We start from the raw sequence: 13,211 nt of genomic DNA, 5'->3' as shown, positions 1-13,211 counted from the left end.
GGGGAGCCGCGCCCGTGCCGGAAGGCCACATCATCCACCGTCTCGCCGCCGAGAACCACCGGGCCTTCGGCGGCCGTCCGGTCCGCGCCAGCAGCCCGCAGGGCCGGTTCACCGACAGCGCCGCGCTGATCGACGGCCAGGAGCTGGTCGCGGCGGAGGCCACCGGGAAGCACCTGTTCCTCGGCTTCGCGGACGACGCGTGGGTGCACGTCCACCTCGGGCTGTACGGCGGCTTCACCTTCGGCGACGGGCCCGCTCCGGTGCCGGTCGGCCTGGTCCGGCTGCGCCTGGAGAACGACGACCACTTCGCCGACCTCCGCGGCCCCAACACCTGCGCGCTGATCACCGGTGCGGAGAAGGCGGCCGTCGCCGCCCGGCTCGGCCCCGACCCCCTGCGGGGCGATGCCGATCCGGAGCTCGCCTGGCGGCGGATATCCGGCAGCCGGACGACGGTCGCGGCGCTGCTGATGGACCAGAAGGTGCTGGCGGGGGTCGGCAACGTCTACCGCGCCGAGGTGCTGTTCCGGCACGGCATCGACCCGCACCGGGCCGGCCGCGACCTTCGCCGCGCCGAGTGGGACGCGATCTGGACGGACCTGGTCGCGCTGATGCACGAGGGTGTCGGCGCGGGCCGGATCGACACCGTCCGGCCGGAGCACACCCCGGAGGCGATGGGCCGCCCGCCGCGCGTGGACGACCACGGCGGCGAGGTCTACGTGTACCGGCGGGCCGCGATGCCGTGTCTGGTCTGCGGCACCGACGTCCGGACCGAGGAGCACGCGGCGCGGAACCTCTTCTGGTGCCCGTCCTGCCAGCGGGCGTAGCCGTTCCGGGCAGCTGACGGGGGCTCCGGGGCGGAGCCGCCCGGCAGCCGACCGGGGTGCCGCTCTGCCGTCGCCCGGGGTGCGGACCCGGGGTTGCCCCCCTGCCCGGCCGGTCGGTCAGCCGGCCGCGGCGGCGCTCCCGGGCTCCACCCCGTCGGCCGGCTGGTCGGGGAACTCGACGTGCTCGTCACCGGCGCACTCGTCGAGCAGGGGGCGCATGGCCTCGTCCACAAGCCGGTAGCGCACCACACGTCCGTCCTTCTCCCCGGCCACCACGGCGGCGGTGCGCAGCAGGCGCAGTGCCTGCGAGACGGCCGGGTCGCGCATGCCGGTGGCGACCGCCAGGTCGCTGACGGCCAGGGGACCGGCCCGGTGCAGGGCGAGCAGCAGGGAGAGCCGCCCGGGGTCGGCGAGCAGGGAGAACCGCTCGGCCCAGGCGCGGACGTGGCCGGTGTCGCCGATCGCCGCGATCGCCTCGCAGACCCGGTGTCCGTCGATGGTGCGATGGCCCGCGCGGTCGGCCGGTACGAGATGCATGCCCGCATTCTTGCAGCCGGCGACCTGTGATCCTTGACACCTGCGCAGGTGCGCAGCCTTGCACGGGTGTTCGGGGACCTCTACGTTGATCCCCGCCGTGGTGCTCGGGAAGACCGGTGGAGGACCCCCAGGGGTCCCAGTCCGGAGCGGCCCTCGCCACTGTGATCGGGGGAGTCGTCCGTGCCCACGACGCCACTGGGTGCCTCGCGCACCTGGGAAGGCGGGTACGGAAGCCCGTAAGCCAGGAGACCGGCCACGGCATCTCACGAGGTATTTCCACGAGGTGCTGGAGCGTGATCCCACGATGACCCTGCCCGAGACCGCCGCCGATCCCGCAGTGTCCGCCGCCCTGCCGACCTTCCGCTGGAGACGGGCGGACACCCTCCGCACGGCCGGCCTGATGGGCGTGATCCTGGCCATGCACGTGGTGGCCTTCGGCACCCTGATCTTCCTGGTCGCGCCGGAGAAGTACGAGGTCGGAACCCAGGTCTTCGGTGTGGGCCTGGGCATCACCGCCTACACCCTCGGTATGCGGCACGCCTTCGACGCCGACCACATCGCGGTGATCGACAACACCACCCGCAAGCTCATGGCGGACGGCAAGCGGCCGGTCTCGGTGGGCTTCTGGTTCGCCCTCGGGCACTCCTCGATGGTCGTGCTGATGGCGGCCCTGGTCGCGGGCGGCGCCCAGCTCGCCGGCACGCTGATGGACGACGAGTCCACCACCCACCAGTGGCTGGGCGTGGTCGGCACCTCGGCCTCCGGCGTCTTCCTCTACCTGATCGGCGCGCTCAACCTGGCCGCGCTGTTCGGCATCCTCAAGGTGTTCCGCTCGATGCGCGCCGGGCGGTACGACGAGGCCGAGCTGGAGGAGCACCTGAACGCGCGGGGCCTCCTGGCCCGGGTGCTCAACCGGGCGACCCGTTCGATCACCCGGCCGGGGCAGATGTTCCCGGTCGGCATGGTGCTGGGCCTGGGCTTCGACACCGCGACCGAGGTGTCGCTGATGGTGATGGCCGGCTCCGGCGCCGCCTCCGGCCTGCCCTGGTACGCGATCATCTGCCTGCCGCTGCTGTTCGCGGCCGGGATGAGCCTGTTCGACACGCTGGACGGCACGTTCATGAACTTCGCCTACCAGTGGGCGTTCTCCAACCCGGTGCGGAAGGTGTACTACAACCTGACCATCACCGGGCTGTCGATCGCGGTGGCGTTCATCATCGGGACGATCGAGCTGGTCGGGGTGCTGCACGAGAAGCTCGACCTCACCGACCCGGTGAGCGGCTGGGTCGCGGAGATCTCGCTGGACAACGTCGGCTACGCGATCGTCGCGCTGTTCGTGGTGGTCTGGGCCGCGGCCATCGCGTACTGGCGGCTGGCGGGTGTCGAGCGGAAGTGGAGCCCGCAGGCGGTCCGGCCGGTGCTGGCCGCCGGACCGATCGTCGAGCCGGCCGGCGACGGCTCGTAGCCGACGCGGGACCGGACGGCGCCCGCCGGACCCCTCCACGGGTCCGGCGGGCGCCGCCCGCGTGCCCGGGTGGGGGCGTTCGGCGGGCGGATCGGGGTGCGGGTTCGTACGCTCGACCCATGTCTGATGCGTACGCGGGCCGGCGGGAGCGGTTGCGGGAGCACTGCAGTGCGACCGGGGCCGACGCGGCGCTGATCACCAGGGCGGCGAACGTGCGGTACCTGACCGGGTGCCCGCCGTGCGGCGCGACGCTGCTGCTCACCCGGGATCAGGTGCTGCTGACACTGCCGGACGACCTGCCGCCGGACGACACGGGGGAGCACCTGATCGCCCCGGACGTCACCCAGGTGCCGGTCGCGGCGGGTGCCGACACCGCGCTGGCCGCCGCCGCCTCCGTGGCGGGGCTGCGGGTGGGACGGCTGGCGGTCGAGGAGCACGACCTGACCGTCGCCCGGCACCGGGCGGTGGCGGGTCTGGCCGAGGGGGCGCGGCTCGGTGACCTGGGCCAGGCGGTGGAGCGGCTGCGGGTGGTGAAGGACGAGCACGAGATCGCCGACCTGCGGATCGCGGCCGAGATCGCCGACCAGGCGCTCGGCGAGCTGCTGGAGTCGATCCTGGTCGGCCGGACCGAGCGGCACCTGGCGATGGAGCTCGAACGCCGGATGATCGACCACGGCGCGGACCGGGCGGCCTTCCCGGTCTCGGTCGGCACCGGCAGCCACTCGGGCCAGCAGGCGCACCAGCCCACCGACCGGAGGGTGGAGGAGGGCGACTTCCTGACCGTGGTGCTCGGCGCGCGGTACCGCGGGTACGGGGTGTCGACGGCCCGGACCTTCGTGATCGGAGCGGCCCCCGCGCCCTGGCAGGTGGAGCTGCACCGGCTGGTGTTCCGCGCCCAGCGGGCCGGCCGGGAGGCGCTCGGACCGGGCGTCGAGCAGTGTGTGCCCGACCGGGCCGTGCGGGAGATCCTCAAGGCGGCGGGGCACACCGAGACCTCTCCGCGCCCGGTCGGTCACGGCATCGGTCTGGAGATCCGGGAGGCGCCGCGCCTCGGTCCCTCGGACATGGGTAAACTGGACAGCCGCGTGCCGGTCACCGTCGGTCCAGGAGTCCACCTCCCGGGCCGGGGAGGCGTCCGGATCGAGGACACGCTCGTGGTGCGCCCCCTTGAGGAGGGCGGGCCCGAGCTGCTCACCATCACCACCAAGGAGCTCCTCGCCCTGTGACCCAGGACGCAACCCCTTGGTTCCTTGACAGCTATATCCAGGAGTAAGTGCGCCCGTGGCTTCCACGAACGATCTCAAGAACGGCATGGTCCTCAAGCTGGAGGGCGGCAAGCTCTGGTCCGTCGTCGAGTTCCAGCACGTCAAGCCCGGCAAGGGCCCGGCCTTCGTGCGCACCAAGCTCAAGGAGGTCCTGACGGGCAAGGTCGTCGACAAGACCTTCAACGCCGGTACCAAGGTCGAGACCGCCAACGTCGACAAGCGCGGCATGCAGTTCTCGTACAAGGACGGCGAGAACTTCGTGTTCATGGACACGGACACCTACGACCAGATCCCGGTCGAGCCGGCCGTCGTCGGCGACGCCTCCAAGTACCTGCTGGAGGGCTTCGAGGCCCTGGTCGCCATGTACGAGGGCGCCCCCCTGTACATCGAGCTGCCGGCCTCGGTCGAGCTGCTCATCTCGCACACCGAGCCGGGCGTGCAGGGCGACCGCTCCACCGGTGGCTCCAAGCCGGCCACGCTGGAGACCGGCGCCGAGATCGCCGTCCCGCTCTTCATCGTCACCGGCGAGAAGATCAAGGTCGACACCCGCGACGGCAGCTACCTCGGCCGGGTGAAGTAAGTCCGTGTCGTCCGCACGCACCAAGGCCCGCACGCGAGCCTTCCAGATCCTGTTCGAGGCCGACCACCGTGGGGTCGACCCGCTGACGGTCCTCGCCGACTGGGTGGCCCGGGCCCGGGAGCCCAAGCCGGACGAGGGCACCCCGCAGGTGGGCGAGTACACGATGGAGCTGGTCGAGGGCTACGTCCAGTACGCCCGCCGCATCGACGAGCTGATCTCGCAGTACTCGGTCGGCTGGACGCTCGACCGGATGCCGATCGTGGACCGCAACGTCCTGCGGCTCGGCGCGTACGAGCTGATCTGGGAGGACGGCGTCCCTGACGCGGTCGTCCTGGACGAGGCGGTCGAGATCGCCAAGGAGTTCTCCACGGACGACTCCCCGGCCTTCGTCAACGGCCTGCTCGCCCGCTTCATGGAGCTGAAGCCCGGCATCCGCCGGTAGCGGCTCCCCACGTCACCGACGGCCGTCGGACCGGGAACGGTCCGACGGCCGTCGTGCGTTCTCCCGTGGTGGCGTATGTTGGTGCCCTACTCGCCAGTAACCCGGTGCGCCGGCGGCCCACGCCCGTCGGCGACCCCGCAGCGAAGGGCAGGCCACCCCCCATGACCACGGCGATCCGCAGCGAGTTCGACCAGGGCATCGCGCTGACCCCGCATCCGGACGAGTCCGGCCGGTACGAGGGCGAACTCGGCGCCGGCTGGCAGATCGGCGGCGGCGTCAACGGCGGACTGCTTCTCGCGGTGGCCGGCCACGCGCTCGCGCTGGAGCACGGTTCCCGCCCGGAGAGCGCCGACCACGCCGACCCGGTCTCGATCAGCGGTTACTACCTCTCCGCCTCCACGCCCGGCCCGGCCACCGTCCGGACCGAGGTGATCCGCACCGGCCGCTCGCTCTCCACCGGCACCGCCTCGCTCAGCCAGGACGGCGTCGAGCGGCTGCGGGTGATCGCCACCCACGGCGACCTCGCCGCGGTCGAGGGCGAGGTGCGCACCAGCGCCCGGCCGCCCCAGCTGCCGCCGCCGGACCAGTGCGTCGGCGTCGAGCACGCGCCCAAGGAACTCATCGCGCAGGCCGCCCTGTTGGAGCGGTTCGACATGCGGCTCGACCCGTCCACCATCGGTTGGGCGCTCGGTCAGCCGTCGGGGGAGGGGCGGATCCAGGGATGGTTCCGGCTCGCCGACGGGCGCGAGCCCGACCCGCTGCTCCTCCTGCTGGTCGCCGACGCGCTGCCGCCGGTCACCTTCGACCTCGGCATGCCGGGCTGGGCGCCGACCGTCGAACTGACCGTGCACCTGCGGGCCAAGCCCGTTCCGGGGTGGCTGCGGGTCGTGCACGCCACCCGGAACCTGGCCGGCGGGTACTTCGAGGAGGACGCCGAGGTCTGGGACGAGGCCGGCCGACTGGTCGCGCAGTCCCGCCAGTTGGCCCGGGTGCCGCGCCAGGCGTGAGGCTGTACGGGACGGGCGCGCGGTCGTGTCGGAGCGCCCGGCGTGCGGAGTGGGCAGGCCGGCGCGAGGCCGGTCGAGTGCGCCGGTTCTCCTGAGCTCGGAGTGATCGAGCCAGTACGAGGCGTGACCGAGCGACGGCGCGTGAGCCGGATGCGCGGGGCGTGACGGCCCGTCCGCACAACCGTGCGTGACTCCAAACACCCGATTCACCCTCGGTTACAGTCCTGTGACACGCCGTACGTGTGCGCCACGCGGGGTTGGGGAGGACAACGGTCGGCGGCGACCCCCGCCGCCGACCCGACCGCCGCCCGCCCGCCCGAGGAGTCCCGATGAGCCGCAACGGCCGCGCCCGCCGCACCCCCGACTGCACCGCCGCCGGTCCCCGGCCGCGGGCGCGCTCCCGGTACGAGCGGGCCGAGCGGGCGGACCGGGCGGAGCGGACCGAGGGGCACGAGCGGATCGAGGGACGCGACCGGCACCGGGCCGACAACGGCGGCCAGGCCTTCGTCATCGGCGTGCTGGCCAGCGCGGCCGACTTCGAGCGGGCCCGCGACTGGCAGCTCTCCGACGCCCCGGACCACGAGCAGTACCTGCACGAGACCGCCGAACTGCTCGCCGAGGCCCGGCGCCGCTTCGACACCGTCCGGGCCCGGATGTTCCACCCGCAGGACTTCGCCGACTTCTGTCTGCTGCACGGGCTCGACCCGGCCGAGCCGGCCGCCCGCGACCGGTACCTCGTCAACCCGCCGCTGCAGACCCAGCTCCTGGCCTACCAGGGTGAGGAACTGGTCGGCGACTACGTCCCCCGGCTGGTCCGGGCCCGGGAGAACGGGCTGACGCTGCGCCATGCCGACCTCCTGCTCGACGGCGGGCTGTACGGGGAGCGCGACGAGGCGGTGCAGGCGGCCTACGAGCGCGGCGCCGAGGTGTTCCGCCGGATGCTGCTCGGCGCCGGCAGCGGGGTCTACGAACTGCGCCTCGCGGTGGACGCGCCCGGCGGACGGCTCACCGCGGCGGCCCGGGTCCTCCAGTGGGAGGACGGTGTGGTGCGGATCAACGACGAGGACCTGGAGCTGCTCTGCGCGGTGCTCTGCACGGGGCTGGCCCGCGAGCTGCCGGCCCTGGCGGTGCTGCACGGCGCGCAGGGCTCTGCGGCGTCCTGCGGGGAGTACCGGCCGACGGCCTGGGCCTGGGCGAGCGAGGGCCGGGTGTGGGCGCCGGCGGGCGGCCCGGTCCGGCTGGACGGGGTGGCCGCGGAGCCGGGCTACCGGCTGGAGACGGTCTGCTGAGCGGTCCGCCGAGCGGCCCGCCGGGGGGCGGCGGGCCGGTGGGGCGGAAGCCGGGGCGGCCGGTGCGGCGTCGCCGAGGACGCGCCGCGGCGCGGCTCCCGGAAGGGGAGCCGCGCCGTGACGTTTCTGCTGGGTACTGACCCGGCCGCTGCTTCGGGTACTTCCGGTCTCCCGCGGCGGCGGGAGACGGTGCGGCCAGCCTCAGCCCGCCTCCTCCTCGCGCACCGCGCGGCGCGCGTCGGGGTTGAGCACACCCCAGGAGATCAGCTGCTCGGTGAGGATCGACGGCGACTGGTCGTAGATCACGGCGAGGGTGCGCAGATCGTCCTGGCGGATCGACAGCACCTTGCCGTTGTAGTCGCCGCGCTGGCTCTGGATGGTCGCCGCGTAACGCTGCAGCGGACCGGCCTTTTCGGACGGGACCTGGGTCAGTCTCTCCAGGTCGAGGACCAGGCGCGGCGGCGGCTCCGCCGCACCGCCGGGCGTCCCGCCGGGCAGCAGCTCCTGCACCGGGACCCCGTAGAACTCCGCCAGTTCGGCCAGCCGCTGCACGGTGACCGCACGGTCGCCGCGCTCGTACGAGCCGACGACGACTGCCTTCCAGCGCCCCTGGGACTTCTCCTCGACACCGTGCAGGGAGAGCCCCTGCTGAGTGCGGATGGCTCGGAGCTTGCCTCCGAGCTGCTTCGCGTAGTCGCTGGACATTGATCTCCCCGGACGAGATTGCTTCGCGTTCAGTGGTGGGTCACGGGCGATTGCCGGCGTCGCTACCGGTAGGTTCGACGCCCATCTCGTAACTCACTGTGAGGTTACGTAGAGTGAGGTAGTTGCGTCAAGCCGAATGGGGCAGTCGTGCGAATGGCCCGCATCAGCCGTGCGTCCGGCGCGTGAACCCGGAGAAGCGGAATGATGGACGTCGGTTAGCCGGCGGCCGCGCTGATACGATGAACCGAGGCCACGCCGCGTCGGCGGGGCCCTTCCAGACATCCTTTAAGACCCGTCCCGTGAGGCGGGGAAGGAGGTCCGCTTCGGCATGACCGCACACCACGAGACCGCTCCGCGACCGCCGCACCAGGTGCTGGACGGCACGGACATCGCCCGGGTCGTCACCCGGATAGCGCACGAGATCGTCGAACGCGCCAAGGGCGCCGAGGACGTCGTGCTGCTCGGCATCCACACCAGGGGCGTCCACCTCGCCAAGCGCCTGCACACCCGGCTGGCCCAGATCACCGGACGCGACATCCCGCTCGGCACCCTGGACATCACCATGTACCGGGACGACCTGCGGCTGAAGCCCGCCCGCGCCCTGGAGCACACCGAGATCCCGCCCGGCGGCATCGACGGCAGACTCGTCATCCTCGTCGACGACGTGCTCTTCTCCGGCCGCACCATCCGGGCCGCGCTCGACGCGCTCAACGACATCGGCCGGCCGCGCGCCGTCCAGCTCGCCGTCCTGGTCGACCGCGGCCACCGCGAGCTGCCGATCCGCGCCGACTACGTGGGCAAGAACCTGCCCACCTCGCTGCGCGAGGCCGTCCAGGTGCGGCTCGCCGACCGCGACGGCGTGGACGCCGTCCTGGTCGGGGACCGCGACTTCGCGGCCCGCTCCTCGCAGGCCCTGGCCGCCCAGCCGTCCGCACCGCACCTCCCGGAGTAGCCCGCGTGAAGCGCCACCTCGTCTCCGCCGCCGATCTCACCCGCGACGACGCGCTGCTCATTCTGGACACCGCCGAGGAGCTGGCCCAGCTCTCCGGTCGGGCCGTCAAGAAGCTGCCCACGCTCCGCGGCCGGACGGTCGTCAACCTCTTCTTCGAGGACTCGACCCGGACCAAGACCTCCTTCGAGGCCGCCGAGAAGCGGCTCTCCGCCGACGTCATCAACTTCTCCGCCAAGGGCTCGTCCGTCTCCAAGGGCGAGAGCCTCAAGGACACCGCGCTCACCCTGCAGGCCATGGGCGCCGACGCGGTCGTCATCCGGCACCACGCCTCCGGCGCGCCGGCCCGCCTCGCCCAGTCCGACTGGCTGCACGGCAGCGTGATCAACGCCGGTGACGGCACCCACGAGCACCCCACCCAGGCGCTGCTCGACGCGTTCACCATGCGCCGCCACCTCAACCCGGGCCACGGCCACGACCTCGCGGGCCGCCGGGTGACCATCGTCGGCGACATCCTGCACAGCCGGGTCGCCCGCTCCAACGTGCACCTGCTGACCACGCTCGGCGCCCACGTCACCTTCGTCGCCCCGCCGACGCTGCTGCCGATCGGCATCGAGAACTGGCCCTGCGAGGTCAGCTACGACCTGGAGAGCGTGCTCCCCAAGTCGGACGCCGTGATGATGCTCCGGGTGCAGCGCGAGCGGATGAACGCCGCCTTCTTCCCGACCGAGCGCGAGTACAGCCGCCGCTACGGCCTCAACGGAGCCCGGATGGCCCAGCTGCCCGGGCACGCCATCGTCATGCACCCCGGCCCGATGGTCCGCGGCATGGAGATCACCGCCGAGGTCGCCGACTCGCCGCGCTGCACCGTCGTCGAGCAGGTCGCCAACGGCGTCTCCATCCGGATGGCCGTGCTCTACCTGCTGCTCGGCGGAGCCACCCTCAACGACGCCCCCCGCACCGACTCCGTGGAGACTGCTCAGTGACCACCTACCTGATCCGCAACGCCCAGATCCTCGGCGGTGCCCCGCAGGACCTCCACCTCGCCGACGGCATCGTCCAGGCGATCGGCACCGGCCTCGACGCCGAGGTCGACATCGAGATCGACGCCGGCGGGCTGATCGTCCTGCCCGGCCTGGTCGATCTGCACACCCACCTGCGGGAGCCCGGCCGCGAGGACGCCGAGACCGTCCTCACCGGCACCCAGGCCGCCGCCAAGGGCGGCTTCACCGCCGTCCACGCCATGGCCAACACCTTCCCGGTGGCCGACACCGCCGGCGTGGTCGAGCAGGTCTGGCGGCTCGGCCAGGAGTCCGGCTACTGCGACGTGCAGCCGGTCGGCGCCGTCACCGTCGGCCTGGAGGGCAAGAAGCTCGCCGAGCTCGGCGCGATGCACGACTCCGCGGCCGGTGTCCGGGTCTTCTCCGACGACGGCAAGTGCGTCGACGACGCCGTGATCATGCGCCGCGCCCTGGAGTACGTGAAGGCCTTCGACGGCGTCGTCGCCCAGCACGCCCAGGAGCCGCGCCTGACCGAGGGCGCCCAGATGAACGAGGGCCAGGTCTCCGGCGAGCTCGGCCTGGGCGGCTGGCCCGCCGTCGCCGAGGAGGCGATCATCGCCCGCGACGTGCTGCTCGCCGCGCACGTCGGCTCCCGGCTGCACGTCTGCCACGTCTCCACCGCCGGCTCGGTCGAGATCGTCCGCTGGGCGAAGGCCAAGGGCTGGGACGTCACCGCCGAGGTGACCCCGCACCACCTGCTGCTCACCGACGAGCTGGTCCGCTCCTACGACCCGGTGTACAAGGTCAACCCGCCGCTGCGCACCGCCGAGGACGTCCAGGCGCTGCGCAAGGCGCTCGCCGACGGCACCATCGACGCCGTCGCCACCGACCACGCGCCGCACCCGTCCGAGGACAAGGACTGCGAGTGGGCCGTGGCCGCGATGGGCATGGTCGGCCTGGAGACCGCGCTGTCGGTCGTCCAGCAGACGATGGTCGAGACCGGCCTGCTGAACTGGGAGGGCGTCGCCGACCGGATGTCGCACCGCCCGGCCCGGATCGGCCGTCTGGCCGGGCACGGCCGGCCGATCTCGGTGGGTGAGCCCGCCAACCTGGTGCTCTTCGATCCCGCGTACCGTGGTGCCGTGAATCCCGACAGCTTCGCCACCCGCTCCCGGAACACGCCCTACCGGGGCCTCGACCTGCCCGGACGGGTGCACGCCACCTTCCTGCGCGGCACCGCGACCGTGCTGGCCGGCGAGCTGGTCGAGCAGGGCGGGCTCGCGTGACCTCCGCCCTGCTGGCCCAGGAACAGGCCAGGGTCACCAACTGGCCCGGCTACATCGGCTGGGCGATCGGTCTGCTCCTGGTGATCAGCCTCGTCTACTGGCTGATGCGCCAGGGCTGGAACTGGCGCCGCACGCTGCAGTCCGGCATCCCGCCGCTGCCCGCCGTGCCGGAGCGCGCCGGCCGGACCATCCTGGAGACCAGCGGCCGGTACCACGGCAGCACCACCGCCGGGAACTGGCTCGACCGGGTCGTCGCGCACGGCCTGGGCACCCGCAGCCGCGCCGACCTGACCCTCGGCGCGAACGGCCTGCTGGTGCAGCGCCCCGGCGACGTCGACTTCTGGATCCCCGCCGACCACCTGACCGGTGCCCGTACGGACTCCGGGATAGCCGGCAAGGTCGTCCCGTCCGGACTCCTCGTCGTCTCCTGGACGCACGAGGGCACCGAGCTGGACTCCGGGTTCCGGTTCGACCACCCCGACGAGCACGCCGCCTGGGTCGAGGCGATCGCTCGATTTGCCACACGTACGACCACGAAGACGGAAGAGGCCGCGCAATGACCGCACCTGCCCCCACCACGCAGCGCCAACGGCGGGAGCGTATTCCCGCCGTGCTCGTCCTGGAGGACGGCCGGACCTTCCGCGGCGAGGCCTACGGTGCGACCGGCGAGACCTTCGGCGAGGCGGTCTTCAACACCGGCATGTCCGGCTACCAGGAGACCCTCACCGACCCGTCGTACCACCGCCAGGTGGTCGTGATGACCGCCCCGCAGATCGGCAACACCGGCTGGAACGACGAGGACGACGAGTCCAAGCAGATCTGGGTCGCCGGGTACGTCGTCCGCGACCCCGCCCGCGTCGCGTCCAACTGGCGCTCGCTCCGCCCGCTCGACGAGGAGCTCGTCCGACAGGGCGTCGTCGGCATCAGCGGCATCGACACCCGGGCGCTCACCCGCCACCTGCGCGAGCGCGGCGCCATGCGCTGCGGGATCTTCTCCGGCGAGGCGCTGGCCGACCAGGCCGAGCTGCTCGGCCGGGTGCAGTCCTCGGCCGAGATGAAGGGCGCCGACCTGTGCGCCGAGGTCGCCACGACCGAGTCGTACGTGGTCCCGGCGATCGGTGAGAAGCGCTTCACCGTCGCCGCGCTGGACCTCGGCATCAAGGCGATGACCCCGCAGCGGATGGCCGAGCGCGGCATCGAGGTGCACGTGCTGCCGGCGAACTCGACCGTCGAGGACGTCTACGCCGTCAACCCCGACGGCGTCTTCTTCTCCAACGGCCCGGGCGACCCGGCCACCGCCGACCACCAGGTCGCCGTGGCGCAGGCGGTGCTGGAGCGCAGGACCCCGTTCTTCGGGATCTGCTTCGGCAACCAGATCCTCGGCCGCGCGCTGGGCTTCGGCACGTACAAGCTCAAGTACGGCCACCGCGGCATCAACCAGCCGGTGCAGGACCGCACCACCGGCAAGGTCGAGGTCACGGCGCACAACCACGGCTTCGCCGTGAACGCACCGCTGGACAAGGTGAGCGACACCCCCTTCGGGCGCGTCGAGGTCTCCCACGTCTGCCTCAACGACGACGTGGTCGAGGGCCTCCAGGCCCTGGACGTCCCCGCCTTCAGCGTGCAGTACCACCCTGAAGCGGCAGCGGGTCCGCACGACGCCGCCTACCTGTTCGACCGCTTCGTGAAGCTCATGGAGGGCCAGCGTGCCTAAGCGCAGTGACATCAAGTCCGTTCTGGTGATCGGTTCCGGCCCGATCGTGATCGGTCAGGCGGCGGAGTTCGACTACTCGGGTACGCAGGCGTGCCGGGTGTTGCGGGCCGAGGGTCTGCGGGTGGTGCTGGTGAACTCGAACCCGGC

General features: G+C 72.5%; 14 protein-coding genes and 1 riboswitch. Of the genes, 12 read left to right on the top strand and 2 right to left on the bottom strand.

What is annotated here, in order from left to right; genetic code table 11:
* The first annotated feature begins 14 nt into the window (after positions 1 to 14).
* The gene (locus ACFWIC_RS29750) at positions 15 to 824 is read left to right on the top strand and encodes a DNA-formamidopyrimidine glycosylase family protein (RefSeq protein WP_329949851.1); all 810 of its coding nucleotides are present in this window, start codon (positions 15 to 17) and stop codon (positions 822 to 824) included.
* A 117-nt stretch (positions 825 to 941) separates the two neighbouring features.
* On the opposite strand, the gene ACFWIC_RS29745 is transcribed toward ACFWIC_RS29750, so the two are convergent.
* Positions 942 to 1,361 carry a metalloregulator ArsR/SmtB family transcription factor gene (locus ACFWIC_RS29745; protein ID WP_329949852.1) on the bottom strand — a complete coding sequence of 140 codons (420 nt, stop codon included), beginning with the start codon at positions 1,359 to 1,361 and terminating at the stop codon, positions 942 to 944.
* 81 nt (positions 1,362 to 1,442) lie between these two features.
* A riboswitch (cobalamin riboswitch) is annotated at positions 1,443 to 1,634 on the top strand.
* A gap of 31 nt (positions 1,635 to 1,665) precedes the next feature.
* On the opposite strand from ACFWIC_RS29745, the gene ACFWIC_RS29740 reads away from it, so the two are divergent.
* From ACFWIC_RS29740 to ACFWIC_RS29715, 6 genes are all read left to right on the top strand, one after another.
* Entirely contained in the window at positions 1,666 to 2,826 is a 1,161-nt protein-coding gene (locus tag ACFWIC_RS29740; protein ID WP_380520440.1) for a HoxN/HupN/NixA family nickel/cobalt transporter, read from the top strand.
* A gap of 119 nt (positions 2,827 to 2,945) precedes the next feature.
* Positions 2,946 to 4,052, top strand: a complete 1,107-nt coding sequence (locus tag ACFWIC_RS29735; RefSeq protein ID WP_329949853.1) for an aminopeptidase P family protein — start codon at positions 2,946 to 2,948, stop codon at positions 4,050 to 4,052.
* A 55-nt stretch (positions 4,053 to 4,107) separates the two neighbouring features.
* Positions 4,108 to 4,671 (top strand): elongation factor P, encoded by a 564-nt coding sequence (gene efp / locus ACFWIC_RS29730; protein ID WP_329882225.1) that lies wholly within the window; start codon positions 4,108 to 4,110, stop codon positions 4,669 to 4,671.
* Between the two features lie 4 nt (positions 4,672 to 4,675).
* Positions 4,676 to 5,113 carry a transcription antitermination factor NusB gene (gene nusB / locus ACFWIC_RS29725; RefSeq protein ID WP_329882223.1) on the top strand — a complete coding sequence of 146 codons (438 nt, stop codon included), beginning with the start codon at positions 4,676 to 4,678 and terminating at the stop codon, positions 5,111 to 5,113.
* A 161-nt stretch (positions 5,114 to 5,274) separates the two neighbouring features.
* A complete protein-coding gene (locus ACFWIC_RS29720; RefSeq protein WP_380520430.1) occupies positions 5,275 to 6,120 on the top strand; it encodes a thioesterase family protein in 846 nt (281 codons plus the stop codon).
* 329 nt (positions 6,121 to 6,449) lie between these two features.
* The gene (locus ACFWIC_RS29715) at positions 6,450 to 7,409 is read left to right on the top strand and encodes a hypothetical protein (RefSeq protein ID WP_380520429.1); all 960 of its coding nucleotides are present in this window, start codon (positions 6,450 to 6,452) and stop codon (positions 7,407 to 7,409) included.
* A 201-nt stretch (positions 7,410 to 7,610) separates the two neighbouring features.
* Here the strand turns inward: ACFWIC_RS29715 and ACFWIC_RS29710 are convergent, their stop codons facing one another.
* Complete coding sequence (locus ACFWIC_RS29710) at positions 7,611 to 8,114, bottom strand: transcriptional regulator (protein WP_045692870.1); 504 nt, start codon at positions 8,112 to 8,114, stop codon at positions 7,611 to 7,613.
* A 328-nt stretch (positions 8,115 to 8,442) separates the two neighbouring features.
* On the opposite strand from ACFWIC_RS29710, the gene pyrR reads away from it, so the two are divergent.
* The 5 genes from pyrR to carA are packed head-to-tail and all read left to right on the top strand — an operon-like array spanning position 8,443 to position 13,064.
* Complete coding sequence (gene pyrR, locus ACFWIC_RS29705) at positions 8,443 to 9,066, top strand: bifunctional pyr operon transcriptional regulator/uracil phosphoribosyltransferase PyrR (RefSeq protein WP_329949855.1); 624 nt, start codon at positions 8,443 to 8,445, stop codon at positions 9,064 to 9,066.
* A 5-nt stretch (positions 9,067 to 9,071) separates the two neighbouring features.
* Entirely contained in the window at positions 9,072 to 10,049 is a 978-nt protein-coding gene (locus ACFWIC_RS29700) for an aspartate carbamoyltransferase catalytic subunit (protein ID WP_329882218.1), read from the top strand.
* Complete coding sequence (locus ACFWIC_RS29695; RefSeq protein WP_329882217.1) at positions 10,046 to 11,350, top strand: dihydroorotase; 1,305 nt, start codon at positions 10,046 to 10,048, stop codon at positions 11,348 to 11,350. The genes ACFWIC_RS29700 and ACFWIC_RS29695 overlap by 4 nt, the downstream gene beginning before the upstream one ends.
* Positions 11,347 to 11,910: a hypothetical protein gene (locus ACFWIC_RS29690; protein ID WP_329882216.1), complete on the top strand. Its 564-nt coding sequence runs from the start codon at positions 11,347 to 11,349 to the stop codon at positions 11,908 to 11,910. The genes ACFWIC_RS29695 and ACFWIC_RS29690 overlap by 4 nt, the downstream gene beginning before the upstream one ends.
* The gene (gene carA / locus ACFWIC_RS29685; protein WP_329882215.1) at positions 11,907 to 13,064 is read left to right on the top strand and encodes a glutamine-hydrolyzing carbamoyl-phosphate synthase small subunit; all 1,158 of its coding nucleotides are present in this window, start codon (positions 11,907 to 11,909) and stop codon (positions 13,062 to 13,064) included. Before ACFWIC_RS29690 ends, carA begins: the two co-directional genes overlap by 4 nt.
* Positions 13,065 to 13,211: the final 147 nt, after the last annotated feature.

Origin of the sequence: Kitasatospora sp. NPDC127035, assembly GCF_042726075.1 — a bacterium.
Taxonomy (GTDB): domain Bacteria; phylum Actinomycetota; class Actinomycetes; order Streptomycetales; family Streptomycetaceae; genus Kitasatospora.
This window is presented reverse-complemented; position numbering and strand designations above follow the sequence as displayed.